This window comes from Agrobacterium sp. SORGH_AS_0745 (genome assembly GCF_030818995.1).
Taxonomy (GTDB): Bacteria; Pseudomonadota; Alphaproteobacteria; order Rhizobiales; family Rhizobiaceae; genus Agrobacterium; species Agrobacterium tumefaciens.
On sequence record NZ_JAUTBI010000003.1, the window covers coordinates 2097712 to 2118902 of the forward strand.

Annotated in this window: 21 protein-coding genes and 1 pseudogene; 10 read left to right on the plus strand and 12 right to left on the minus strand. The window is 56.5% G+C overall.

The genetic code is table 11. From position 1 onward, the window contains the following. Positions 1 to 3: 3 nt before the first annotated feature. The 4 genes from QE432_RS19990 to QE432_RS20005 form a co-directional block, all read right to left on the minus strand. Positions 4 to 783, minus strand: coding sequence for an anti-sigma factor family protein (locus tag QE432_RS19990; protein ID WP_121556569.1), 780 nt, complete (start codon positions 781 to 783; stop codon positions 4 to 6). Continuing rightward, on the minus strand, positions 780 to 1286 hold the full coding sequence (locus QE432_RS19995) for a sigma-70 family RNA polymerase sigma factor (RefSeq protein ID WP_111783076.1): 507 nt from the start codon (positions 1284 to 1286) through the stop codon (positions 780 to 782). Before QE432_RS19995 ends, QE432_RS19990 begins: the two co-directional genes overlap by 4 nt. Positions 1287 to 1291: 5 nt before the next feature. Then, the gene (locus QE432_RS20000) at positions 1292 to 1681 is read right to left on the minus strand and encodes a COG4315 family predicted lipoprotein (protein WP_111803691.1); all 390 of its coding nucleotides are present in this window, start codon (positions 1679 to 1681) and stop codon (positions 1292 to 1294) included. A 111-nt stretch (positions 1682 to 1792) separates the two neighbouring features. Continuing rightward, positions 1793 to 2359 carry a YceI family protein gene (locus QE432_RS20005; RefSeq protein WP_121556570.1) on the minus strand — a complete coding sequence of 189 codons (567 nt, stop codon included), beginning with the start codon at positions 2357 to 2359 and terminating at the stop codon, positions 1793 to 1795. Positions 2360 to 2927: 568 nt separating this feature from the next. Between QE432_RS20005 and QE432_RS20010 the strand changes: the two genes are divergently transcribed. Next, the gene (locus QE432_RS20010) at positions 2928 to 3344 is read left to right on the plus strand and encodes a hypothetical protein (RefSeq protein ID WP_065657925.1); all 417 of its coding nucleotides are present in this window, start codon (positions 2928 to 2930) and stop codon (positions 3342 to 3344) included. Between the two features lie 38 nt (positions 3345 to 3382). Here QE432_RS20010 and QE432_RS20015 read toward each other — a convergent pair whose 3' ends face one another. Next, positions 3383 to 4756: an ISNCY family transposase gene (locus QE432_RS20015; protein WP_306625426.1), complete on the minus strand. Its 1374-nt coding sequence runs from the start codon at positions 4754 to 4756 to the stop codon at positions 3383 to 3385. A 633-nt stretch (positions 4757 to 5389) separates the two neighbouring features. Then, positions 5390 to 6286, minus strand: a complete 897-nt coding sequence (locus QE432_RS20020) for a LysR family transcriptional regulator (protein ID WP_003515217.1) — start codon at positions 6284 to 6286, stop codon at positions 5390 to 5392. A 105-nt stretch (positions 6287 to 6391) separates the two neighbouring features. Here QE432_RS20020 and QE432_RS20025 point away from each other — a divergent pair, with 105 nt between their 5' ends. From QE432_RS20025 to QE432_RS20050, 6 genes and pseudogenes are all read left to right on the plus strand, one after another. Further along, on the plus strand, positions 6392 to 7474 hold the full coding sequence (locus QE432_RS20025) for a 4-oxalomesaconate tautomerase (RefSeq protein ID WP_025593409.1): 1083 nt from the start codon (positions 6392 to 6394) through the stop codon (positions 7472 to 7474). A gap of 48 nt (positions 7475 to 7522) precedes the next feature. Beyond that, positions 7523 to 8524 carry an ABC transporter substrate-binding protein gene (locus tag QE432_RS20030; protein ID WP_003515219.1) on the plus strand — a complete coding sequence of 334 codons (1002 nt, stop codon included), beginning with the start codon at positions 7523 to 7525 and terminating at the stop codon, positions 8522 to 8524. A 63-nt stretch (positions 8525 to 8587) separates the two neighbouring features. Then, positions 8588 to 9356 (plus strand): annotated as a pseudogene (locus tag QE432_RS20035) (ABC transporter ATP-binding protein). After that, positions 9343 to 10119 carry an ABC transporter permease gene (locus QE432_RS20040; protein ID WP_003515221.1) on the plus strand — a complete coding sequence of 259 codons (777 nt, stop codon included), beginning with the start codon at positions 9343 to 9345 and terminating at the stop codon, positions 10117 to 10119. Before QE432_RS20035 ends, QE432_RS20040 begins: the two are co-directional and overlap by 14 nt. 231 nt (positions 10120 to 10350) lie before the next feature. Next, on the plus strand, positions 10351 to 11460 hold the full coding sequence (locus tag QE432_RS20045) for a PAS domain-containing protein (protein ID WP_003515223.1): 1110 nt from the start codon (positions 10351 to 10353) through the stop codon (positions 11458 to 11460). 11 nt (positions 11461 to 11471) lie between these two features. Further along, positions 11472 to 11897, plus strand: coding sequence for a response regulator (locus QE432_RS20050; protein ID WP_003515224.1), 426 nt, complete (start codon positions 11472 to 11474; stop codon positions 11895 to 11897). A gap of 39 nt (positions 11898 to 11936) precedes the next feature. Here the strand turns inward: QE432_RS20050 and QE432_RS20055 are convergent, their stop codons facing one another. Continuing rightward, positions 11937 to 12098: a hypothetical protein gene (locus tag QE432_RS20055; RefSeq protein ID WP_236735600.1), complete on the minus strand. Its 162-nt coding sequence runs from the start codon at positions 12096 to 12098 to the stop codon at positions 11937 to 11939. Here QE432_RS20055 and QE432_RS20060 point away from each other — a divergent pair. The 3 genes from QE432_RS20060 (at position 12048) to QE432_RS20070 (ending at position 16008) form a co-directional block, all read left to right on the plus strand. Then, positions 12048 to 14243, plus strand: coding sequence for a GAF domain-containing protein (locus QE432_RS20060; protein WP_306627101.1), 2196 nt, complete (start codon positions 12048 to 12050; stop codon positions 14241 to 14243). The genes QE432_RS20055 and QE432_RS20060 overlap by 51 nt on opposite strands. Next, complete coding sequence (locus tag QE432_RS20065) at positions 14240 to 14623, plus strand: response regulator (RefSeq protein WP_111789231.1); 384 nt, start codon at positions 14240 to 14242, stop codon at positions 14621 to 14623. The genes QE432_RS20060 and QE432_RS20065 overlap by 4 nt, the downstream gene beginning before the upstream one ends. Before the next feature lie 224 nt (positions 14624 to 14847). After that, on the plus strand, positions 14848 to 16008 hold the full coding sequence (locus QE432_RS20070; RefSeq protein WP_306627103.1) for a glucoamylase family protein: 1161 nt from the start codon (positions 14848 to 14850) through the stop codon (positions 16006 to 16008). 160 nt (positions 16009 to 16168) lie between these two features. Here QE432_RS20070 and QE432_RS20075 read toward each other — a convergent pair whose 3' ends face one another. The 5 genes from QE432_RS20075 to QE432_RS20095 form a co-directional block, all read right to left on the minus strand. Next, entirely contained in the window at positions 16169 to 16564 is a 396-nt protein-coding gene (locus tag QE432_RS20075; RefSeq protein ID WP_306625429.1) for a c-type cytochrome, read from the minus strand. Between the two features lie 68 nt (positions 16565 to 16632). Next, positions 16633 to 17193, minus strand: a complete 561-nt coding sequence (locus tag QE432_RS20080; protein WP_080798554.1) for a gluconate 2-dehydrogenase subunit 3 family protein — start codon at positions 17191 to 17193, stop codon at positions 16633 to 16635. Then, entirely contained in the window at positions 17193 to 18878 is a 1686-nt protein-coding gene (locus QE432_RS20085; RefSeq protein WP_003515231.1) for a GMC oxidoreductase, read from the minus strand. Before QE432_RS20085 ends, QE432_RS20080 begins: the two co-directional genes overlap by 1 nt. Before the next feature lie 153 nt (positions 18879 to 19031). Next, the gene (locus QE432_RS20090; protein WP_162632918.1) at positions 19032 to 19886 is read right to left on the minus strand and encodes a sugar phosphate isomerase/epimerase family protein; all 855 of its coding nucleotides are present in this window, start codon (positions 19884 to 19886) and stop codon (positions 19032 to 19034) included. A 128-nt stretch (positions 19887 to 20014) separates the two neighbouring features. Continuing rightward, positions 20015 to 21184: a Gfo/Idh/MocA family protein gene (locus QE432_RS20095; protein ID WP_112155080.1), complete on the minus strand. Its 1170-nt coding sequence runs from the start codon at positions 21182 to 21184 to the stop codon at positions 20015 to 20017. Positions 21185 to 21191 lie beyond the last annotated feature (7 nt).

Here is a 21191-nt window from a genome sequence, read left to right on the forward strand (position 1 = left end):
CGGCTAACTCAGCTGTTGATAGGTGTCTTTGGCAATAGCGTCCATGCGGTCGGACGGCAGGCTGCCGACCAGGGCGCAGCGGATTGTTTCGTCATCCCAGGACACTGTTTCCAGCGCGTCGACATTGGAGCGCCGCATGGCGGTATCGCTCGTTTCAGCCGCAGCCACGATGTAAAGAGTGATACGTTGCCCACTTTTGTCTTCATACATCAGTTGAGCTGCGGCGCCTTCGGAACTGGGCAGCACCCGGCCGCCGACAAGGGACAAGCCATGGCGGGTGAGGTCCGGCACGTTAAGTTTACGGTCGAGCCGTTTTGACAACCATTTCGGCAGACTGGAACCGTTCTCGGCATCAGCCCGAACTTCGACCGGGTGCAGAACCTCGCTTGCAAACAACTTATGCGCCTGCGTCGCATCCGCCACGATGGAATGGGCAGGTGCATCGACCTCCGACACAAGTCCGCGCCCGAACCAGCCACCTGTCAGTCCAACTGCCAGAACGAGAACGGATGCCGCTGCCAGATTGCGCCAATTTGCACGCTCCGATCGCAAGCGCCGCTCCATCCGATAAACATCGAGGCGCTCGGGTAAAACATCGATATCAGCAGGGCGATAGAGAGCCGTAAGTGTCGCATTCTGCCGCTGCCATATCTCGACCTTGCGCGCATCGGCCGGATTGGAGGCGAGGTGGGAGCGAACGGCATCACGTCGCTGGTCTTCGAGCTGCCCGTCGACATAGGATATCAGATCGGCTTCGGTTATCTGCGGCTCGTTGCCAGTCATTTTATCACCTTGAGATTTGGCTGGTCTTCCTGGGTCATACGGGCCAAGGCTGTTCGGGCGCGCCCCAGACGGGACATCAAAGTGCCCAACGGAATTTCCAGAACCTTTGCCGCTTCCGCATAACTCAGACCTTCGACGACGACGAGGAGGAGGGCCTCACGGTGCTCGCCTGACAGTTTTTCGATGGCACGGGCCATTTCGGCAAGCGCGATCCGGCCCGTCTGCGGCGCCGGCACAAACATCTGTTCGGCAACATCATCAATCGGGATTTGCGAGGGCCGGCGGTTTCTGCCGCGCAGATTGTTGCGGTAAACGTTGACCAGCACCCGGTACAACCATGGACGTAACGGCGCCTGCGGCCGCCACAGCGCCTTTTTGCGGATGGCTCTTTCCAGACAGTCCTGAACGAGATCGTCAGCCGTGTCACGGTCGTGCGTGAGCGCATTCGCATAACGTCGAAGCGCCGGTATGCAACTTGTGATCTCGTCAAGAAAATCAGGCATGGGTGCTATTCCTTGGCAACGTGCCAGACGCCACCAATACCATCACCCGTGACATCGCCGGGCTTCTTGTCCATCTGCCAATGATACAGCGGCTTTCCATCATGCGACCACTGCATCGTGCCATCCCTGCGGGCGAGTGGTCTGTAGTCGCCATCCGCCTTGTCGGTTTTGGCAGCCGCAAGTGGCGGCCATTTCTTCGCGCAGCCGTCATAGCAGGCTGACGAGCCATCGCCATCATTGTCGAACGTATAAAGGGTCATGCCCTTGGCGTCAGTCAGGATCGTGCCCTTTGCCGTCGCCATTTCAACCACCGCGCCACCGGCATATGGTTCGGCAAGCGCGGCAGTGGAGGCGAGCGCGAGAGCGCCTGCCAGAATGAAATGATGTTCACGCATGAGATCGTCCTTTGAGAGGTAACGGTGCGGACACCATGTCCGATACAACACAGAACACCGACCAGCGACAATTAATCCCGTCCCGCCGATTTTTTTGACGTTCCGTCGTTTTTATCTGACGCCCTTCAAATCTATGTCGAAGGCAACCGTGTTCGAATAGAGTGGCACGCCAACACCCATGCCATAGGGCAGGCGAGGGATATTTCCGGTGACATGGAAGGTGACGGAACCCTTTTGCTGCTCAACGAATGTTGCGTGAAACGTCTCGGTTCTGGAGACGCCTCGGGCCGTGAGCACGCCTTCAACGACCGCGCTGCGCGGCCCGTCCTGCGTAACGCGGTTGGAGCGAAACACGATCTGCGGATAGGCGGTGATGTTGAAAACTGCGCTGGACCGCAGGAAGTTTTCCACCCGCTCCTGGCCTGTCTTCACGCTGGAAGGGTTCAAACTGATTTCCACATAGGACTTGGACGGTTGGTCCGGATCGATATCGAAGCGGCCGGATATATCGGGAATAGTGCCGTTGATGCCCGGACCGGCAACCTGTGCAATCGAAAATCCGATGTGCGAGGCGGGATCGATACGGTAACGTCCGGCGGCCGACGAAAACGGGCTTGCAGATACGGCCGTGCAGGCCAATGTGGCAATAACGAGTGTGATGGAATAGAGGTGCTTCACGGCGCAGGCTCCTTCATGAGTACGTGGTCGTACCCGTGAGAACACCGCTGGCTACTATTTAATCCCTATCAGTTCCGACAGATCATCAAAATCTTTGCCGCATCAGCCAATGCATGGGCATTTCGTCAGCAATGTCTTTCATGGGTTCAAAGCCCACTCAAGGCTAGGTGCTTTCTCTAAATCCTTTGCTCGTTATTGTGCTCGAGCGAGGTACAGAGTGTCTAGGCGGCGCTGATGAAGGTGAGGCGCTCGGGACCATAGAAAGCTTCATCAGCTTACCACATACGATGTGGCGGCAAGGTTGAAATGTCGCGAATCGTGCAAAGTTAAAATGTCATCTGTCGCTCTGCCAGCCAGTTAGAAATGCGACACTGGCTCAAACAATCAGCCCCCGACCGGACCGGCTGGGCCGGGTTGCAAGGGTAGGGAGGGGGCGGGTGATGGAACACACCCTTCGGCTTTAGCTTTCTCACTCCAAAGCACTTTTCGTCGCGTCATGGTCAGCCGTTGACAGCGCCATAAGCTACAATCAGATTCACCTTGGCTTCGCCAGATGAGAGGGAAGGGCATGATAGATGGGCTTGAGAACTGGAGAGAGATCGACCATCGCGAACGCGCGCTCCTAATGCATCTGCTGCGAGGTGACTTTCAAGGGAAAGCGGAAATCCTGGAGCAGATGAGCTCCGTGGAAGTGATGCGCATCAGCCCTACCGGGAGCCTAAAGCTTCGCAGTCAAGGGCCGTTGGCGATCGTGAAGGACAACGACGCCCCTTCGCCTAGACCAAACGACCATATACCCATCGAGAGCTTTTACGACGATGAAGCTCCAAACCAGAAAAGTATCGTTCGCATCGCCAGACTTGTGCGATTGGCGCTGCACGTAACCAACGGCAGAATCTCCGAGCTTGAAGTTTACAAGGAAGATGGAAGCCCAATCCAGACAGATCCATATGAAGTCGATCTGTCGAAAGTCCATTTTTACTGAAAAGCCAGTTGTTTACACGGCAGAAGTGGGTGCGGCCTTCACCCAGCCGCATCCATTTGAGCAAGAGCCTTTTGCCGTCTCGCAATGACGTCCGGATCATTCATGAAATCCGTGCGCGGACCGGGTTTGCGGCCTCTCGGCTTGTAGCCGATCTTCTCACTGTTGGTCTTTGGCGCAGCTGCGTGGTCTCGATCTTGCTGCTCTTTGATGTAGGCCAGTACTTCGCCGAGACGCTTGTTCTCGACCACCGCCGCATGGGTCACGCGCTGATCCTTGTCGAAGATCTTGTAAGGCAACGAGTGACCTTTCCATCGAATATCCAGTCGACCATCAACGTAAGCGAATGTCTCGACATACTTTCCAACCAGGCCGCGCGTGACGTCGTTCTCCTCAAGCATGATGCGTTTGCGCTCATAGGAGAATGAAAGCTGTGCGCCGACGTGTCTTTGCTCGCGTTTGCAAAGCACGTCATTCAGCCTGCTTGGCGCCAGATTGACAGGCCGATGGAGGTTGTCGGGGCGGGTAGGGGTCACCGCAAAGCGGTCATTGTATCGCTCGATGAAGGCTGGCAGAAACGCATTGCCGGTCTCCATGTCACTGATATTGGCAAGCCTCAATTCCTTGACCAGCCGATCCTGCAATGTCCTGTTCATACGCTCGACGCGTCCCTTGGCCTGGCTGGAATTGGCGCAAAGGATATCGATGTGCAGCTCCGATAGCGCGCGACCAAACTGCGTCATGCCTTGCCCACCCTTGGCGTCTTTCCGGGCGACACGAAAAACGGAATGTTTGTCGGAGTAAAAGGCGATAGGTGCGCCATGCTCTTCAAGGTAAAGCGAAAGCGCCTCGAAATAGGTAAAAGCGCTCTCCGATCGAACAAACCGCAGCTGCATCAGCTTTCCGGTCGCATCGTCGACGAAGACCAGCAGAGAGCACGCAGGGCCACGGTCCTCAAACCAGCGGTGCTCGGAGCCGTCGATCTGCACCAGTTCACCATAAGCCTCGCGCCGCAACCGCGGCTGATGAAACGCCCGCCGCTGTTTTCTCGAAAGCCATATGCCAGCATCCTGCATCCACTTACGCAGCGTCTCACGCGAGACTGTGACGCCATGCTCTTCCTTAAGCTTCTCGGCCGCCAGCGTTGGCCCGAAATCAAGGTAGCGTTCGCGCACCAGAATCAAAACGTAATCGCGGACGCCGGTGGCGATTTTATTGTTCGACGGGCGACCAATTGCCTTGTGTCTGATCGAGGCAGCGCCGGTAGCCTCAATACGACCAATCAGTCTCTGAACATGCCGGGCGCTGATTGCCAGCACATGCGCCGCTGCGACGATGGTCATGCGGCCATCAACGACTTTCGACAAAACCTCGATCCGCTGCAAATCGCGCTCGCTCATCGTGATCAATCCCATCCGCAATCTCCCCGGTATCATTCAGGTCCGGGGAGTGTGACATTCCAACTTTGCAGAAACACGACACTTTAACTTTGCGGCTACATACGGTAATCGCATAAGATAGATTATGGAACGTTTTCTGGTTTAAATGTCTTGCGTTTTCAGTCCAAATGACCCTTTAGGCAACCTTCAGAACTCGTTTTGAACCTTATCTGGTTGTTGCGTTATCGCACTGAGTCGAAGCGTAACGCATCCTTTCGCTCTAAACAAAACACCACTCAATTTCCGCCTCACATTATTGCCTCAAGGGATACTGATGGAGGTCGCTCTTGCTGCGAGTATGCCTTGTCAGTCGATAAGCAGGCTATGATCTTCAACCATATCTACATTGTACGGTTGATCAGTATTGAGCTTGCTGACGTCAATCGGCGCGGCGCACGTCGCCGTTTCCTTCAACAGCCAAAATGGCAACAGCAAAACCCATATCTATGACCCAGAACGCCAAGGCGGTCCGCTATTAGAAGAGCCGGTAAGGCGGCGTGACGACGCAACCATCTCTGAGAAGACGGCGTCACCCTCGCCCGTTTCTCGACCTTCCACCAGGTGACGTCAGACCCGGGCCCTTCGCGGCAAGATACACGATTGTGAACCCTAAGGCGTTTTCCAGGTCTTCAACAGCATTTCCACGAATTTCTCCGCGGCGGGAGATAAGGCGCTGCTTCTTCTTTGCACGATACCGATGGTTCGGGAGACCACGGGATTAACGATCGGCCGCGTAACGAGGAAAGGATGGTCATCCTGTGGGGTAGCCAGTCGCGGCAACACGGAAATCCCCAACCCAGCCTCCACCAGGCCAAGCGACGTGTTGAGATGGGTCACCTCGTAGAACCAGTTCAGCTTTAGATTGTGCCGCGCGAGTGCGCCATCCAGAAGCGTTCTATTGCCGCTGGAGCGATCGACGACAACCAGCGGGTAAGGCTCCAGTTGATTCCATTGGATCGTTTCGAAAGCCGCCAGAGGATGGTCTTTCCGCATCGCCAGCACAAACGGGTCATCGATGAGAGGTTCGAATGCCAGGTCTGGATCAGAATTACCCATGAGGTTTATCCCGAACTCCACCTCGCCTCGCGCAACCGCCTGCAGCCCCTCGTTTGCCGTAAGGTCTCTGATACGCAGCCTAATATGCGGATATTGCTTGCTAAATGTTTTGATCACGGTGGGTAGAAAATAAAACGCTGCGGTTGGAACGCAGGCCATCGTGATGAGGCCGCGCCGATGTGCACCATCTTTCATCGCAAAAAGCGATCCATCGAACTCCTCCAGCATGCGCCGGACAAGCGGCATTACCTCCTGACCCATCGCTGTCGGGGCAACGTGGCGTGTGGTCCTTTCTAGGAGTGGCGCGCCAATGGCCTGTTCCAGTTTCTGGATGCGCCGGGTAAGCGCCGGTTGCGAAATATGCAACGCGTCGGCAGCCCTATGAAAACTTTCAAGCTCAACTACTGCTTGAAATGCTCTTAAATCCAGAATTTCGCAATTGATGCTCATATCGCAATAATACCTCCGAACATTGCATTTAACAGATTAGATTCTTTTGCTCATATTGCAACAACAAGGCGGATTGATCCACCAAATGCAAGATTGAGGCGATAAATGAACGACCTGCTTAAGATACCCTGTGTGCTGATGCGCGGCGGAACATCTCGTGGACCGTTCTTCCTGGCGTCTGACCTTCCGCGTAATCGAGCGGAACGGGATGCGGCACTTTTGTCCATCATGGGTTCCGGTCATCCGCTGCAGATAGACGGGATTGGAGGCGGCAATCCGGTCACCTCGAAAGTGGCGATCATAGGTCCTTCCACCGTCGAAGGCGCAGACATCGACTATCTCTTCGCCCAGGTTCGTACCGACAGGCAGTATGTCGACTATTCGCCCAATTGCGGAAATATGCTGGCCGCTGTCGGTCCCTTTGCGATCGAAGCTGGACTTGTCGAGGCTCGGGGAAGCGATACCGTGGTTCGCATCCACAACGTGAACACCGGAAAATTGATCGAGGCAAAGGTGCCGACGCGTGGTCGCGAAGTAATTTATCTCGGAGACGCATCCATCGACGGCGTTCCGGGTCTGGCTGCACCGATCGCCCTGACTTTCGTGGATGCGGCGGGTGCGAAAACCGGAAAACTGTTGCCCACCGGAAACCCTGTCGACACGGTTGAGGGAATAGATGTGACGGCGATAGACTGCGCAATTCCGATGGTCCTCATGCGTGCGGGAGACCTCGGCGTCACGGGATATGAAGATCCGCAGACCCTGACTTCCAATAGCGATCTCATCGAACGATTGACCCGCATACGCATTCAGGCAGGCAAATTGATGGGGATGGGGGATGTAACGGATATGGTCATACCAAAACCCGTGATCGTAGCGCCGGCCCGCAAGGGAGGCACTCTGTCTGTCCGGTACTTCATGCCCAATGAGTGCCACCCTGCCCTGGCAACGACCGGCGCCGTTGGCATAGCAACCGCAGCGATCACGGAAGGCTCCGTGGCATTTGAACAAGCGGGAAATCGATCTGTTCCGACCCAGATCTGCATCGAGCATCCCGCCGGTCGGCTGGACGTGCAACTTGAGATGCGGAACGGAGCAATAACAGCCGGGCTTGTGAGAACGGCCCGCAGACTTTTCGAAGGCTTTGCCTTCGCCAAGCCAAACGCTGCGATTGAAGACGCAGCCTAGACAAAGCCATACTGGCTCAAAACATAGCAAAACTGGGAGGAGACCCTCATGCGTAAATACTTGCTTGCAACAGCGGCGCTCTGTGCGCTGGCAGCGTCGGCAAATGCAGAATCCGTCAGAATGAGTGTTGGTTCGTACAACCTCAACAACCTGCCTTTTCCGGTGGCGGCCAGCCTCGGCTTCTACAAGGACGAGGGCCTTGAGGTGACGACCGAGAACTTTGCCCAAGGCGGTTCGAAAGTCCTGCAGGCGCTCGTCGCAGGGTCCACGGATGTAGCCGTCGGTTTCTACGATCACACGATTCAGATGCAGTCCCAGAACAAGCACGTGGTTGGCTTCGTTCAGCTTGCCCGCAATTCCGGGCTGGTTCTCGCAGGAAAGAACGATACAGATTTCGATCCGGCAAAACCTGAAACCATCAAGGGCAAAAAGGTCGGGATCACCTCGCCCGGGTCTTCGTCCGATTTCTTCATTCGTTATTACATGAAGCAGCACAATCTGAGCGACAACGACATCGCTATCATCGGCGTTGGCTCCGGCGCTGCTGCTGTTGCCGCTCTGCAGCAGGGCAAGATTGACCTGTTGGTCAATTACGATCCGGCTGCGACGATCGTGGTTGAGCGTGGTCTTGGCAAGATTTTGATCGATGCCCGTAGCGATCAGGGCGCCAAGGACGTCTACGGCGGGATCTACCCCACCTCCGTCTTGTATGCGACGCAGGAATACATCGATGCACATCCCGAGGTGATCCAGAAGGTTACCAATGCCACGGTAAAGGCGCTGCATTGGATGAAGGAGCATTCGGCCGAGGAAATCGTTGCAAAGCTTCCCGATGATTTCGTGTCCGGCGACAAGCAGACCTACATCAAGGCCGTCGAAGCCGCCAAGGCGATCTTCTCCGAAGATGGAACCTTCAACCAGGCCGATCTGGAAACCCCGTTGGCGGTTTTGAAAAGCTTCAACGACGCAGTCGCGAAGGCCACGATCGATCTCAACACGACCTACACCAACAAGTTCGTCGAGGCTGCGGCTTCGAAGGGCGTAAACTGAGGGTCTTCAATGTCTTTGCCAATTAGAAAGTTAGAACCCGTGGCGGAACTCAATCTTCAGCCAATGGTGGCAATCGAGAACGTAACAATGGCCTTTGGCGCGTTCGTTGCGGTCCAGGATGTGAACCTGAAAGTTGGAGATGGTGAGTTTCTGTCGATTGTCGGCCCAACCGGATGCGGCAAGTCCACCATTCTCAATGCCATCGCGGGTTTGCTGAAACCGGCGCAGGGAAAGGTCTCCATCGATGGTTCTCCCGTGCAGGGCGTGCAGAACAACATCGGATATCTCTTCCAGCAGGATGCGCTGCTTCCCTGGAAAACGGCCTATCAGAATGTCGAGCTTGGCCTGCTGTTCCGCGGCGTATCCGAACATGAGCGCCGTACCAAAGTTCTGGCCTGGCTGGAAAAAGTTGGCCTGAAGGGGTTTGAAGAGCGCTTTCCGCATCAACTTTCAGGCGGACAGCGCAAACGTGTCCAGATGGCGCAGGCGCTTATCACCGAGCCGAAGGTCATCCTGATGGACGAGCCCTTCTCCGCACTCGACATTCACACGCGCCACCTCATGCAGAATGAACTCCTGAGATTGTGGCAAGAGGATCGCCGTGCAGTGGTCATGATCACGCACGATCTCGAAGAGGCGATTGCACTCGGCGACCGGGTTGTCGTCCTTGCTGCCGGCCCCAAGAGCCGAGTTATCGAGAGCTTCCCGGTTGATCTGGAACGGGCCCCGCAACGTGGCCGAAATCAAGCTCGATCCGAAATTCATGACCCTATATCGCGATATATGGGCGTCTTTACGCGGCGAAGTGGAGAAAAGCTATGCAAGCCGTTAATGTTCGCATCATCCAGATCGTGCTTCTGGTCGTGCTCCTGGGTGGGTGGCAACTCGGGGTAAGCTCCGGGGCGATCGACCGCTTCTTCTTCCCGGCACCCATCGACATCGTAAAGCAGGTCATCACCTGGGTTGCCGATGCCGGCTTTTACAAACATGTCGGTATCACCTTGAGTGAAACGGTTCTCGGTTACCTCATCGGTACAGGTCTCGGCGTCGGCGCCGGTGTCTGGCTGGGCCTCAGTCCCTTTGTGGCCCGTGTGTTGGACCCGTTCATCAAGGCCGTGAATGCCATCCCGCGTGTGGTCCTCGCGCCAATTTTCGTCCTTTGGCTGGGGCTTGGCCTCTGGTCAAAGGTCGCTCTTGCGGTCACCCTCGTCTTCTTCGTGACGTTCTTCAACGCCATGCAAGGTGTTCGCGAAGTAAACCCCGTCGTGCTTTCCAACACGCGCATTCTCGGTGCAAAGCGCTCTGATCTCTTGCGTCATGTTTATTTTCCGGCGGCAGCCAGCTGGATTCTGTCGTCGCTGCGCACATCCGTCGGATTTGCGGTGGTTGGCGCGATCATCGGCGAATATCTCGGGTCTTCCGCAGGCCTCGGTTACCTGATCGCCCGTTCGGAAGGTAACTTCGACGCGGTCGGCGTTTTCGCCGGTATCATCATTCTCGCCATTTTTGTTCTCGTCATCGATCTCATTCTCGATGTCGCCGAGAGAAAGCTGATCACCTGGAGGCCGAACGCGGGCGAAGAACGGCCTGCTTGAGGTTTCGACCCAGTCTCATATCAAGCGGGGCGGCCAGTTGGTCGCCCCGTTTTTGTTCTACTGACGTCATCAGGCCGATTTCTCGACTATCGGACGCCGGCAGACCTGTCACGGACAATATGCAAAAAGATGGTGGATCCCCTACCCTGTAAAACAGGAATAATTCACTTTGTCGTTGGAACCAAATTCCCATTCAAACATTTTAGGGGACCGTTACCTTCAGGACCTTGCATGAAAGATAATGATCTCCTCCGGCAGGATGCTCAAGACGCTGGAGAGCGTCTAGTATCTGGCCACGCTTCTGAAGATCCGTTTGCGGCAGCCTTCAAGGCCACCCGCATGCCCATGATCATCACAAATCCACTCCTCAACGACAATCCAATCATCTTCTGCAATGCCGCTTTCAGCAGATTGACGGGCTATTCCGCCGAAGAGCTGGTTGGTCAAAATTGTCGTCTGCTCCAAGGTCCAGACACGGATCCTGGCTCAGTTACGAAACTGCGTGAGGCAATCGCAGCCGAGCAGGATTTGGCGATCGACATCCTTAATTATCGCAAGGACGGATCAGAGTTTTGGAATGCTCTCTTCGTAAGTCCTGTTCGCGATGCTGCTGGAACCGTCATCTATTTTTTCGCCTCGCAACTCGACTTCACCGATATCAAGAGCAAGGAAGCCGAACTCGCTCGCGCCCGCCACATCGCGGAGGGAGAGGTGGCGCTGCGAACGGCGGATTTGACTGAGGCATTGCGGGCAAAAACAACCCTCGTCCACGAAGTTGATCATCGCGTAAAAAACAACCTCCTGACAATCGCCTCAATCGTGAAGCTTCAGGCGCGGATGACTGATAACGATGTTGTGGAGCGGACATTGATGTCTGTGCTGAACAGGGTCGAAGCACTCAGCACCGTTCAGCGCAAGCTTCTGAACGATGAAGATGTAGGGCATTTCGATGTCGCGGATTTTGCCAATACATTGATGCTCGACAAGATCGGCGCCTTGAAGCGAACCGACATCATCCTCACCACCGATCTTCACGAGGTTGTGGTTCCGGCGACCAAGGCCTCCCCCCTTGCCTTGATCATCAACGAACTCATCGGCGACGCCATTCGCAGAGGATTGAAGGACCGTGGCGGGCAATTGCACCTGGAGGTCAAGCGCCTAAACGGCCACTTCCTTGTCAGGGTTGCCGATACCGTCACGCCGGGCGAAGTGGACAAGGAAGAAGCAGCCTTTAGCAAAAAGATGCTGGAAGCGTGCGTAAAACAATTGCGTGCTACGATAGTTCGGACGGTTGAAGGTTGCCTCTCGGATGTTCGTGTCACGCTTTCTGTAAAAGACTGAAAGGATCTCCTGTGAAAATCTTGATCGTAGAGGACGAAGCTCTGCTGGCGATGGAACTTGAAAGCGAAGTGGAAGATGCCGGACACGAGATTGTGGGGATCGCTGCCGACAGCAAGGAAGCTATCGAGCTTGCCAACAAGGCACTGCCGCAATTCGCATTTGTAGACATTCAATTGCTGGATGGTCCAACGGGCATAGAAGTCGGCCGATATCTTTCCTCGAGCTCCATCCCCTATGTTTTCGTTTCGGGTAACCTGAAGAGAATACCTGAGGACTTTGCGGGCGCACTTGGAGCGATCGAGAAACCCTACACGATGAACGGTTTGCAAAATGCCTTGCAGTTCATTGAAGGCATCGTTATTGGCGCAGAGCGCTCCGCTACACCTCCTCCCAGCCTTGTTGTTTCGCCCAAACTGCTTGCCGCCTTGTCGGCTTGACCAACGCCGCCCCTGTGCGGATAAGGATTGACCTTGAATTCACCGTCGGAACGCATTGACGCAGTTCGAAACTCTGGGCTGCTTGATGTCCAGAGCCCACCCGAATTCCAGGATATTATCGAGGTCGTCAAAACCGGCCTGAAATGCCCAGTGGCTTTGATCTCCATTCTGGACGAGCACCGGCAGGTTTTCATCGCTCATGTCGGGTTGCCACCCAAATGGGCTGAAGCAGCGGAAACGCCACTCACGCATTCATTCTGTCAGCATGTGGTTCGTGACAGACAGCCTTTGATCATCGGGGATGCGACGGTTCATGATCTCGTTAGAAATAATCTGGCCATAACCGATCTGGGTGTGATCTCCTACATGGGAGTGCCTGTAACCCTCCCTGATGGCATGGTGATCGGCGCGCTCGCAGCAATCGATGGAGAACCACGCACATGGACGGAAAGCGAGCTGCAGTTACTGAACCAGATCGGAAGGGTCGCCTCGAACCAGATTGCGACCTTCCTTTCCGAGCGACGCTGGGGTGCGCTTTTCCAGCAATTGGAGGAAGGCATCGTCGTAGGATCGGTGATCCGTGACGTCGAAGGAACGATTGTCGATTGGCGGTACGAGACGGTCAATCCCGCATGGAGCACTCTTCTTGGATTACCAGGCGATGATGTGCCTGGTCGAACCATGCGCGAACTCTTTCCAGAATTCGAGAATGAGTGGGTTTCCGATGTGGTGGAGGCCGTCGAGACCCAACAAAGCAAGCGTTTCACCCGCAAGATCGGATCGATGGACCGGTGGTTTGACGGCTACGTTCAAGCCACTGGTGAAGACACGTTCGTCATCATGTTCGTTGAAGTTACTGATCGGATGCAAGCCCAGGAGGCTTTGCGTGACAGCGAAACGAAGCTTCGCCTGATCGTCGAAGGCGCCAAAGACTATATCATCATGACGATCGATGAAGACCAGCGCATTACAAGCTGGTTTGGTGGAGCGCAAGAGACATTTGGCTGGTCGGAAGCCGAGATGCTCGGACGGCCGTTTGAGTCGATTTTTACTGAGGAGGACCGGGCAGCCGGCGTTCCTGCGGCTGAAGTGAGCAGAGCCACGTCCGAAGGGGTTGCACCCGACCGCCGATGGCACCTCGCTGCCGATGGCTCCAGCATCTTTCTGGACGGCACGATCCGGCCGATGTCCAACCATTCGTCGCCCAAGGTCCCGGGATATATCAAGGTCGCACGCAACGCCACCGCTCAAAAACTGTCGGAGGACAGGCAGCTTGCATTCCTGGAACTCGGCGAAAAGATCCGCGAGCTGGATACTGTTGCGGAAGTGGCATTTGCCGCCGCCGAGATTTTGGCACGGAGTCTGAGAGGCGCGACGCGGGCGGGCTACGGCATCGTTGACCCTATCGCCGAGACGGTGCAGATGCTTCCCGACTGGTGTGCGGAGGGAATGTTCACTGTCGCGGGGCTCCATCATTTCAGGAATTACGGATCCTACATCCAGGATTTGAAGCGCGGCGAGACGGTCATCATACCCGATGTGGCGACAGATCCGAGAACCTCCGCTTCAGCCCAGCTTCTACACTCATTAGGCATCTCCGTCCTCGTGAATGTGCCAATCATCGAAAGAGGTGCATTCGCGGGGGTCATGTTCGTACACTACGACAAGCCGCATGAATTCTCGTCCGAGGAGCGTGATTTTGTGCGTGCGATAGCGGACCGCACGCGTGAGGCGATCTCCAGGATTCGGGCCGAGCAGGAACAGCAGGTTCTCAATCACGAGATCAGCCACCGGCTCAAAAACACGATGGCCATGGTTCAGGCGATTGCGACACAGACGCTTCGCCCCGTCACCGACAGAGCCCCTGTCGAAGCCTTCACGAGCAGATTGCGCGCGCTTTCCAATGCGCATGAGGTTCTCCTGAACCAGGACTGGTCGTCGGCGCGCATGGTGGCAGTGATCGATTCCGTGCTTCGCCAACTTTCTCTTCCCGAGCGATACCGCATATCGGGCACCGACATGGAAATCGGGCCTAGAACTGCACTGTCGCTGGCTCTCCTGATGCACGAGCTTGGCACAAACGCTTTGAAATATGGAGCCTGGTCTTCTGATGCCGGAACCGTCGTTATTTCATGGACGATAGAAGATGCAGGCGGCGAGAACGCGCTTGTTCTGGAATGGAAGGAGCAGGACGGCCCGCCGGTGACCGCTCCATCGGGTAAAGGTTTCGGATCGAAGCTCATCCAGCTTGGTCTGATGGGTACAGGCGGTGTCGAGGTAAATTTTGATCCTGACGGCCTGCGGGTAACGATGCAGGGACTGGTTTCCCATTTGAGACAGTCATGATGACCGTGACCTCGAATGCTGCCGGTGTGGCAACCATACTCGTCGTTGAGGATGAGCCGCTGCTACGCCTTGCCGCCGTGGATCTGGTTGAAACCGCAGGATACACAGCGCTTGCTGCGGCAGATGCTACGGAGGCGGTCAATATCCTTGAGGCACGCGCAGACATACGAATTGTCTTCACTGATATCGATATGCCACGCGGCGTCGACGGCCTGCAACTGGCAGCCATTATTCGTGACAGGTGGCCCCCAATCAAAGTTATCCTGGTTTCCGGCCATCTCGAAGATCCCGGTCATATGATCGCGGCTGATACGGCTTTCTTTACGAAACCCTACTGCGAAGAGCAGATCGTGGAGACGATAAGACAGATGCTGCGGTAGCCGAGAATTTTTGCGGCTACCGGCATTCACCGCTCCGCTTGAAATTTGGAGATGGTGACAGAGTCGGATAAGGCTTGGCAGTCGATCTGCCGACTGATTGCCGCTGGTCCCTGAGGTTGGAATTGACGGATAAATTACCTGCTGAACTTGATGGTTTGCATCGCAACACCTTTGAATATTTCTGGTCCGGGAGCCACCCGGAGAGTGGCCTACCGCGGGATCGTATGCGATCCGATGGTCTTTCGATCCATGAAATCGCGTCGGTCTCCGGTATTGGGTTTTGTTTTCTTTCGCTCATCGTTGGTGTCCGCCGTTCTTGGATAACCGAACAGGAAGCCATCGCCCGGGCGAGCCGGATGTTGAGATCGCTGGCAAGTGTGAAGCGTTTTCATGGCGCCTTCCCTCACTTTATCGACGCGTCCAGCGGAAGAACGATACCCTTCGCGAAATTCGACGACGGCGGAGATCTCGTTGAAACCGCTCTTCTGGTTCAGGCGCTGATCTGCGTCAGGCAGTTTTTTGGCGCGCAGACATCCTCCGAAATCGATTTACGCCGGTCCATAAATGAAATCGTCGAGACGGTGGAGTGGGGCTGGTTTACCAGGGGAAAGCCCGGGCCGCTGTTCTGGCATTGGAGCCGTCGGTATGCCTGGGCGAAAAACTTGCCGATTGTGGGCTGGAACGAGGCCCTTGTCTGTTATGTGCTCGCGGCAGGATCAACGACGCATGCAATCAGCGCCGAGTCTTATCATTCCGGATGGGCAAGCGATGGCGAAATCCGGAACGGATCGATGTATCTCGGTGTTCGGCTGCCGCTTGGCCAGCCGTATGGAGGACCGCTTTTCCTGTCGCACTATTCCTTCTGCACACTCGATCCGCGCGGTCTCGGCGATGTTTATTGTCACGACTATCTGGAGCAGGTTCACGCGCATTGCATGATCAATTACCGCTACTGCCGCACGCGCTACCCAAGTGAGGCCGGGTGGGGTCTGTCTGCGTGTGATGGGCCAAAGGGCTATGTCGTAAATTCTCCGACCGACGATGACGGCATCATTGCGACAACGGCAGCCCTCTCTAGCATGCCCTTCTTTTCTCATCGCTCACGCGAGGCGGCGTTGCGGTTTCTGCAATGGAACAATGGTGCACTCATCGGCCGCTTTGGCCTCATGGATTCATTCCAGCCCTCAACCGGCTGGGTGTCCGGAACGCATCTTGCGATCAATCAAGGGCCTGTTGTTGCGATGATGGAAAACTATCGCAGCGGCCTGATCTGGGATTTATTCATGAACGCACCGGAGGTGAAAAACGGCTTGGCCAAACTGGGCTTCCATCAGGACAGGTCTTTCGAAAAGTCGGGCCTGCAGGAAGGACGGACCGACCCCTGAGAACCGGTATTTGAGTACCGCAAATGCATCCTTGAAGACAACGCCGGAAGGCCTTGGCAATTCCTTGGCAAGGCCTTCGGCGCGCAGGATATGCTGGGGTAAAGTCGTGGTCATCGTCTCAAAACTGCGGGAGTTTTGATGTTCGATGAACGGCGTGCTGTCATTCGGCTGGTTTCGAAGACGCGCTTTCGATATAGGCGATAAGATTATCCAGTTCTTCCGGTTTGCTGATGCCCGCCAAGGCCATCTTGTTTCCGGGGATTTTCTTCTTGGGAGCGCTGAGAAAGTCTCGCAGTTCCTCCGGTGTCCACACCATCCCTTCCCCGCCTGCTTTTTTCATCGCATTCGAGTAATTATAGTCCGGATCGCCGCCCGCAGTGCGGCCGATGATCCCGTTAAGCTGCGGGCCTACCTTGTTTTTCGCGCCCTCGCCGATGGCGTGACAGGCGGAACAGCGCTTGAAGGCCGCCTCCCCCTTGGCAACATCGCCCTCTGAAAAAGCGGGAATGGCGCTTGCTGCCAGCATTGCCGCCGCGATGATCATTCTCTTGCGCATCGTGTCATCCTTGTTCTGCCGTGTGAACGCGCCCGCCTGCGAATGCAGGCGGGCGGCTTGTTCTCAATTCAGGTCGTGCCCCAGGCGGGCGTACCCTTCTTGTAGGGAACGCAGGTCTCAAAGCCTCCGGGGATTTCGTCGTAAACGAGAACCTCGGTGGCGCCGATCTTCGAGGTGAAGAAACCGAGCAGCGTCAGCTGCTTGACGAGTGTGAAGGGATGCGGTGCGGTCGGTGTCTGTTCCGCCCGTGCCTGTTTGTCCAGCGCAGAAATCAGCGTCTGCCGCTCCTGCGACGTCAGCTCCAGAAACGCCTTCTTGTATTCCGTCCGGCTGCGGTTTTCGATGTCAGCCATAGCGGAGAGGAAGAGTTTCCGCTGTTCGCCCGTGTAACAATCGGCCGCATAGACTGCCATGAATGCGCCAACGGCGGCGTCCTTCGCACCCGGGGTGGATGTGCGAGGGATGATCGTTTCAGCCACCTCGTCCAGAAGCCGGATTTCCTCCGGGCTGAACACGTGGACGTCGCCGGCAGGCTTGGCCGCGTTTTCCGCCGCAGTGACCACGTCAGCGCCGATCAGCGGAAGACCGGAGGCAATGGCTATCAGTTTCAGCAGTTCACGTCTGTTCATCACAGATTCCCCTTCTTGCGTTCGGAAACGGCAAATTCCGCGGCACGCGCCGTCAGCGCCATGTAGGTGAGCGACGGGTTGACGCAGGAGGCCGAAGTCATGCAGGCGCCGTCAGTGACAAAGACGTTCGGCGCATCCCAGACCTGGTTGTTGCCATTGAGCACGGAAGTTTTGGGGTCGCGTCCCATGCGGGCCGTACCCATTTCATGGATACCCATGCCCGGCGCATAGCTACCCCTCGACGGTTTGACGTTCTTGATGCCGACCGCTTCGAACATCTCGACTGCGTCATTGACCATGTCTTCGCGCATATCGAGTTCGTTCTGCTTCATCTCGACATTCATCGACAGGACCGGCAGGCCCCATTTGTCCTTCTTGTCGTGGTCCAGCTTCACGCGGTTCTCGTGATAAGGCAGCATTTCACCGAAGGCAGTCATGCCGATAGTCCAGGCGCCCGGCTGGGTCAGCGCTTCCTTGTAGTCGGCTCCGATGTTGAGTTCGGCGATTTCCCGCTCCCAGCGCGAACGGCTGGCGGATCCCTGATAACCGAAACCGCGCAAATAGTTCCGCTTGTCGTCGCCGGTGTTGCGGAAACGGGGAATATAGAATCCCGCCGGGCGGCGGCCCTTGAAATAAAACTCTTCGAAACCTTCCACCTCGCCGGTGGCGCCCATGCGGAAATGGTGGTCCATCACATTGTGGCCGAGTTCGCCCGAGCTGCTGCCGAGCCCTCCCTCCCACACGTCGGTGGCCGAGTTCATCAGAACCCAGGTCGAGTTGAGCGTCGAAGCGTTGAGGAAGATCACATCGGCGGTGTATTCATAGGTCAGGTTCGTTTCGGCATCGATGATCTCGACACCGCGAGCTTTCTTCTTGTCCTTGTCGTAAAGGATTTCCTTGACGATGGAGAAAGGCCGGAGCGTAAGATTTCCGGTGGCGACTGCCGCCGGCAGGGTCGATGACTGCGTGCTGAAATAGCCGCCGAAAGGACAGCCCAACCGGCACTTGTTGCGGAACTGGCAGCGCGTGCGCTCCTGATCGGGAAGTTCCTGGGTGATGTTGGCGCAGCGCGAATTGATGAGGTGGCGTGTGCCTTTAAAGGCGGTTTTCAACCGGCGTGCCACATCCTCTTCAACGCAATTCAGCGGAATAGGCGGCAGGAATTCACCATCAGGAAGAATGTCCAGCCCCTCGCGGCTGCCGGAAATGCCGGCGAAACGCTCGACATAATCATACCAGGGAGCAATGTCTTGATAACGGATCGGCCAGTCAACGGCGATCCCTTCTTTGGCATTGGCCTCGAAATCGGTCTGCGACCAGCGGTAGGTCTGGCGTCCCCACAGCAGCGAACGGCCGCCGACGTGATAACCACGGAACCAGTCGAAACGCTTTTCTTCGACATAGGGCGTTTCCTGCTCGTCGGCCCACATGCCGAGCGTGGCCTCTTCCAGCAGATAGTCGCGGCTGAGAACCGGATACTTCGCCTTCATCTCCTGCGTGGCGCGGTTGCGATGGGGATAGTCCCAGGCTTCCTTGTCGGCATTCTGATAGTCGGTAATGTGCTCGATGTTTCTGCCGCGCTCCAGCAGCAGAACCTTCAGGCCTTTTTCCGTGAGTTCCTTTGCAGCCCAGCCTCCACTTATGCCTGAACCGACAACAATCGCATCATAATGATTGTCCGCCATGATAACTCCTCCGATTGGTACTTGGGTAAAAAGTCGACGAGACAATGCGCTCCCCGTCGCAACGCGGCGGAAACTTCATCATGCGTCTGTCGAACCTTATGCGCCCCGGCGAAACCGGCCGCCGAGGTGCGGTTCTGGTTTTACTGGCAGTGTTTACTGAATCGTCGGCAAGTGCTCGCTCAGGAACGCGTTGCCCTTGGTCACGACCGCTTCGGCATCGAGCGGAAGGTCGTGTTCAAGGATGAACCATTGTGCGCCGGCATTTTTGGCCGCCGGCAGGATCGTCTTCCAGTCGAGAACGCCGGTGCCAATCGTTGCAAAGCCGCGCTCGTTTTCGGCCGTGCCGGCCGGTGCATTGTCCTTGGCGTGGATTGCGAAAACCCGACCGTTCAGAGTGCCGAGGAACTCAGCCGGATCATTGCCGCTGCGCGCCACCCAGGCGACGTCGAGTTCGCTCTGCAGTTTCGGACCTGCGGCATCGAGCAGCAGTTCAAGCGCCGTCTTGCCGTCGAACTTGACCATTTCAAAATCATGGTTGTGATAGGCCATGGAGAGGCCAGCCGCGGAAAGCTTGTCGGCATATCCGCCAAGTTCCTTGCCGAAGGCTGTCCAGCCTGCGGCGTCCTTAGGGCGGTCTTCGGGCTTGAGGAACGGCACGGTCACGACCGGATTGCCGACAGCCTTCTGCTCGGTGATGACCTCGTCGAGGTTGCCGCGAAGCTTGTCGATCGGCACATGCGAGGAAATGACCTTGATCTTGTGCTTTTCCAGAAGCGCGTTCAGCTCGCTGGAGGTGACCTTCTGCATATCCACCGTTTCCACGGCGGAAACGCCCGCGCGGTTGAGGATGGCAAGCTGCTCCTCAAGCGTTCCGGCGTTGCGCAGTGTGTACATCTGCGCGGCAATCGGCAGCGTCTTGCTGTCATCGGCAAAAACCGGATTTGCGATACCGGCCGCCAGTCCGACGACGAATGCCATCTTCGCGAATTTTGACTTTAACGTTTTCAAACGCGTAACTCCCTTTCCGTTTGATCAATATGACGACACGCCTGTCCATGCTCTTCCGAACAATCAGTAGGATAATGCTGGGCACAACCTCCGATGCCCTGCGTCGTCAGTCCCCGATATCCAGTGATCTAGATGTCGATCTCTACCCAGGACGAGGTCAGGCTGGACCGCACGGCCGCATCGATGAATGCGAGACCCGCAAGGCCGTCCTCTATGCCGGGATAAATCACATCCCCGGCGGCTGCTCTTCCCTCCCTTTTTGCGATGATTGCGTCTGCGGCTTCACGGTAGATCGTCGCAAAACCCTCGAGATATCCCTCCGGATGCCCTGATGGCACACGGCTGACACGGTTCGCGGCAGCGCCTGCACCCGCGCCATTGCGCGTAATCAGCCGCTTGGGCTCGCCGTAAGGTGTGAACCACAGCTCGTCCGGCACGCGGTGGTGCCATTCAAGGCCGCCCTTATCGCCATAGACCCTGAGCGACAGGGCGTTTTCATTGCCGACAGCGATCTGGCTTGCCCAGAGCATGCCCTTCGCGCCGCTTTCGTAACGCAGCAGAATATTGGCGCTGTCATCCAGCTGCCTGCCCGGAACGAAGGAAGTGAGATCTGCGTAGAGGCTCGCGGGAATTTCACCGGTCACGAAGGCGGCGGCGTTGAAAGCGTGGGTGCCTATGTCGCCGATTGCCCCGCCCGCGCCCGAGCGGCTCGGATCGGTGCGCCATTCCGCTCCCTTTGCGCCGGTCTTTTCGACCGCTTCGGTCAGCCAGTCCTGGGCATATTCTGCCTGGACATGGCGCAGCTTGCCGATGGCACCGTTGGCCACCATCTCCCGCATCTGCCGCAACATGGCATAGCCGGTGTAATTATGCGTGAGGATGAACAGCCTGTCGGATGCCCTCACGATATTCGCCAGCTCCTTGGCCTCCTCCAGCGTCGCGGTGACGGGCTTGTCGCAGATGACATGGATGCCAGATTCGAGAAAGACCTTGGACGGGGCGAAATGCAGGTGGTTGGGGGTGACGATGGCGACCGCCTCGATACCGTCTTCACGACCGGCCTCGGCCGACGCCATCTCCTCAAAAGAAGCGTAGGACCGCTCGGGCGCAATGCCGAGCAGGGTTGCCGAAGCGCTGGCGCGTGCCGGGTCGGAGGAAAGCGCACCGGCGACCAATTCGTAACGGTCGTCGAGCCGCGCGGCGATACGATGCACCGCGCCGATAAAGGCACCCTGACCGCCACCCACCATGCCGAGACGAATGCGGCGGCTATTAAATCTTGCTGTTGCGGAGGACATGTCTATC

What these genes read in the sequence shown, in the direction of transcription:
- QE432_RS19990 (WP_121556569.1), bottom strand. Translation starts at nt 783, where the DNA reads ATGACTGGCAACGAGCCGCAGATAACCGAAGCCGATCTGATATCCTAT.
- QE432_RS19995 (WP_111783076.1), bottom strand. Translation starts at nt 1,286, where the DNA reads ATGCCTGATTTTCTTGACGAGATCACAAGTTGCATACCGGCGCTTCGA.
- QE432_RS20000 (WP_111803691.1), bottom strand. Translation starts at nt 1,681, where the DNA reads ATGCGTGAACATCATTTCATTCTGGCAGGCGCTCTCGCGCTCGCCTCC.
- QE432_RS20010 (WP_065657925.1), top strand. Translation starts at nt 2,928, where the DNA reads ATGATAGATGGGCTTGAGAACTGGAGAGAGATCGACCATCGCGAACGC.
- QE432_RS20015 (WP_306625426.1), bottom strand. Translation starts at nt 4,756, where the DNA reads ATGGGATTGATCACGATGAGCGAGCGCGATTTGCAGCGGATCGAGGTT.
- QE432_RS20020 (WP_003515217.1), bottom strand. Translation starts at nt 6,286, where the DNA reads ATGAGCATCAATTGCGAAATTCTGGATTTAAGAGCATTTCAAGCAGTA.
- QE432_RS20025 (WP_025593409.1), top strand. Translation starts at nt 6,392, where the DNA reads ATGAACGACCTGCTTAAGATACCCTGTGTGCTGATGCGCGGCGGAACA.
- QE432_RS20030 (WP_003515219.1), top strand. Translation starts at nt 7,523, where the DNA reads ATGCGTAAATACTTGCTTGCAACAGCGGCGCTCTGTGCGCTGGCAGCG.
- QE432_RS20040 (WP_003515221.1), top strand. Translation starts at nt 9,343, where the DNA reads ATGCAAGCCGTTAATGTTCGCATCATCCAGATCGTGCTTCTGGTCGTG.
- QE432_RS20045 (WP_003515223.1), top strand. Translation starts at nt 10,351, where the DNA reads ATGAAAGATAATGATCTCCTCCGGCAGGATGCTCAAGACGCTGGAGAG.
- QE432_RS20055 (WP_236735600.1), bottom strand. Translation starts at nt 12,098, where the DNA reads ATGAGCGATGAAAACCTGCCGGTGCTCGTCCAGAATGGAGATCAAAGC.
- QE432_RS20065 (WP_111789231.1), top strand. Translation starts at nt 14,240, where the DNA reads ATGATGACCGTGACCTCGAATGCTGCCGGTGTGGCAACCATACTCGTC.
- QE432_RS20070 (WP_306627103.1), top strand. Translation starts at nt 14,848, where the DNA reads ATGCGATCCGATGGTCTTTCGATCCATGAAATCGCGTCGGTCTCCGGT.
- QE432_RS20075 (WP_306625429.1), bottom strand. Translation starts at nt 16,564, where the DNA reads ATGCGCAAGAGAATGATCATCGCGGCGGCAATGCTGGCAGCAAGCGCC.
- QE432_RS20080 (WP_080798554.1), bottom strand. Translation starts at nt 17,193, where the DNA reads ATGAACAGACGTGAACTGCTGAAACTGATAGCCATTGCCTCCGGTCTT.
- QE432_RS20085 (WP_003515231.1), bottom strand. Translation starts at nt 18,878, where the DNA reads ATGGCGGACAATCATTATGATGCGATTGTTGTCGGTTCAGGCATAAGT.
- QE432_RS20095 (WP_112155080.1), bottom strand. Translation starts at nt 21,184, where the DNA reads ATGTCCTCCGCAACAGCAAGATTTAATAGCCGCCGCATTCGTCTCGGC.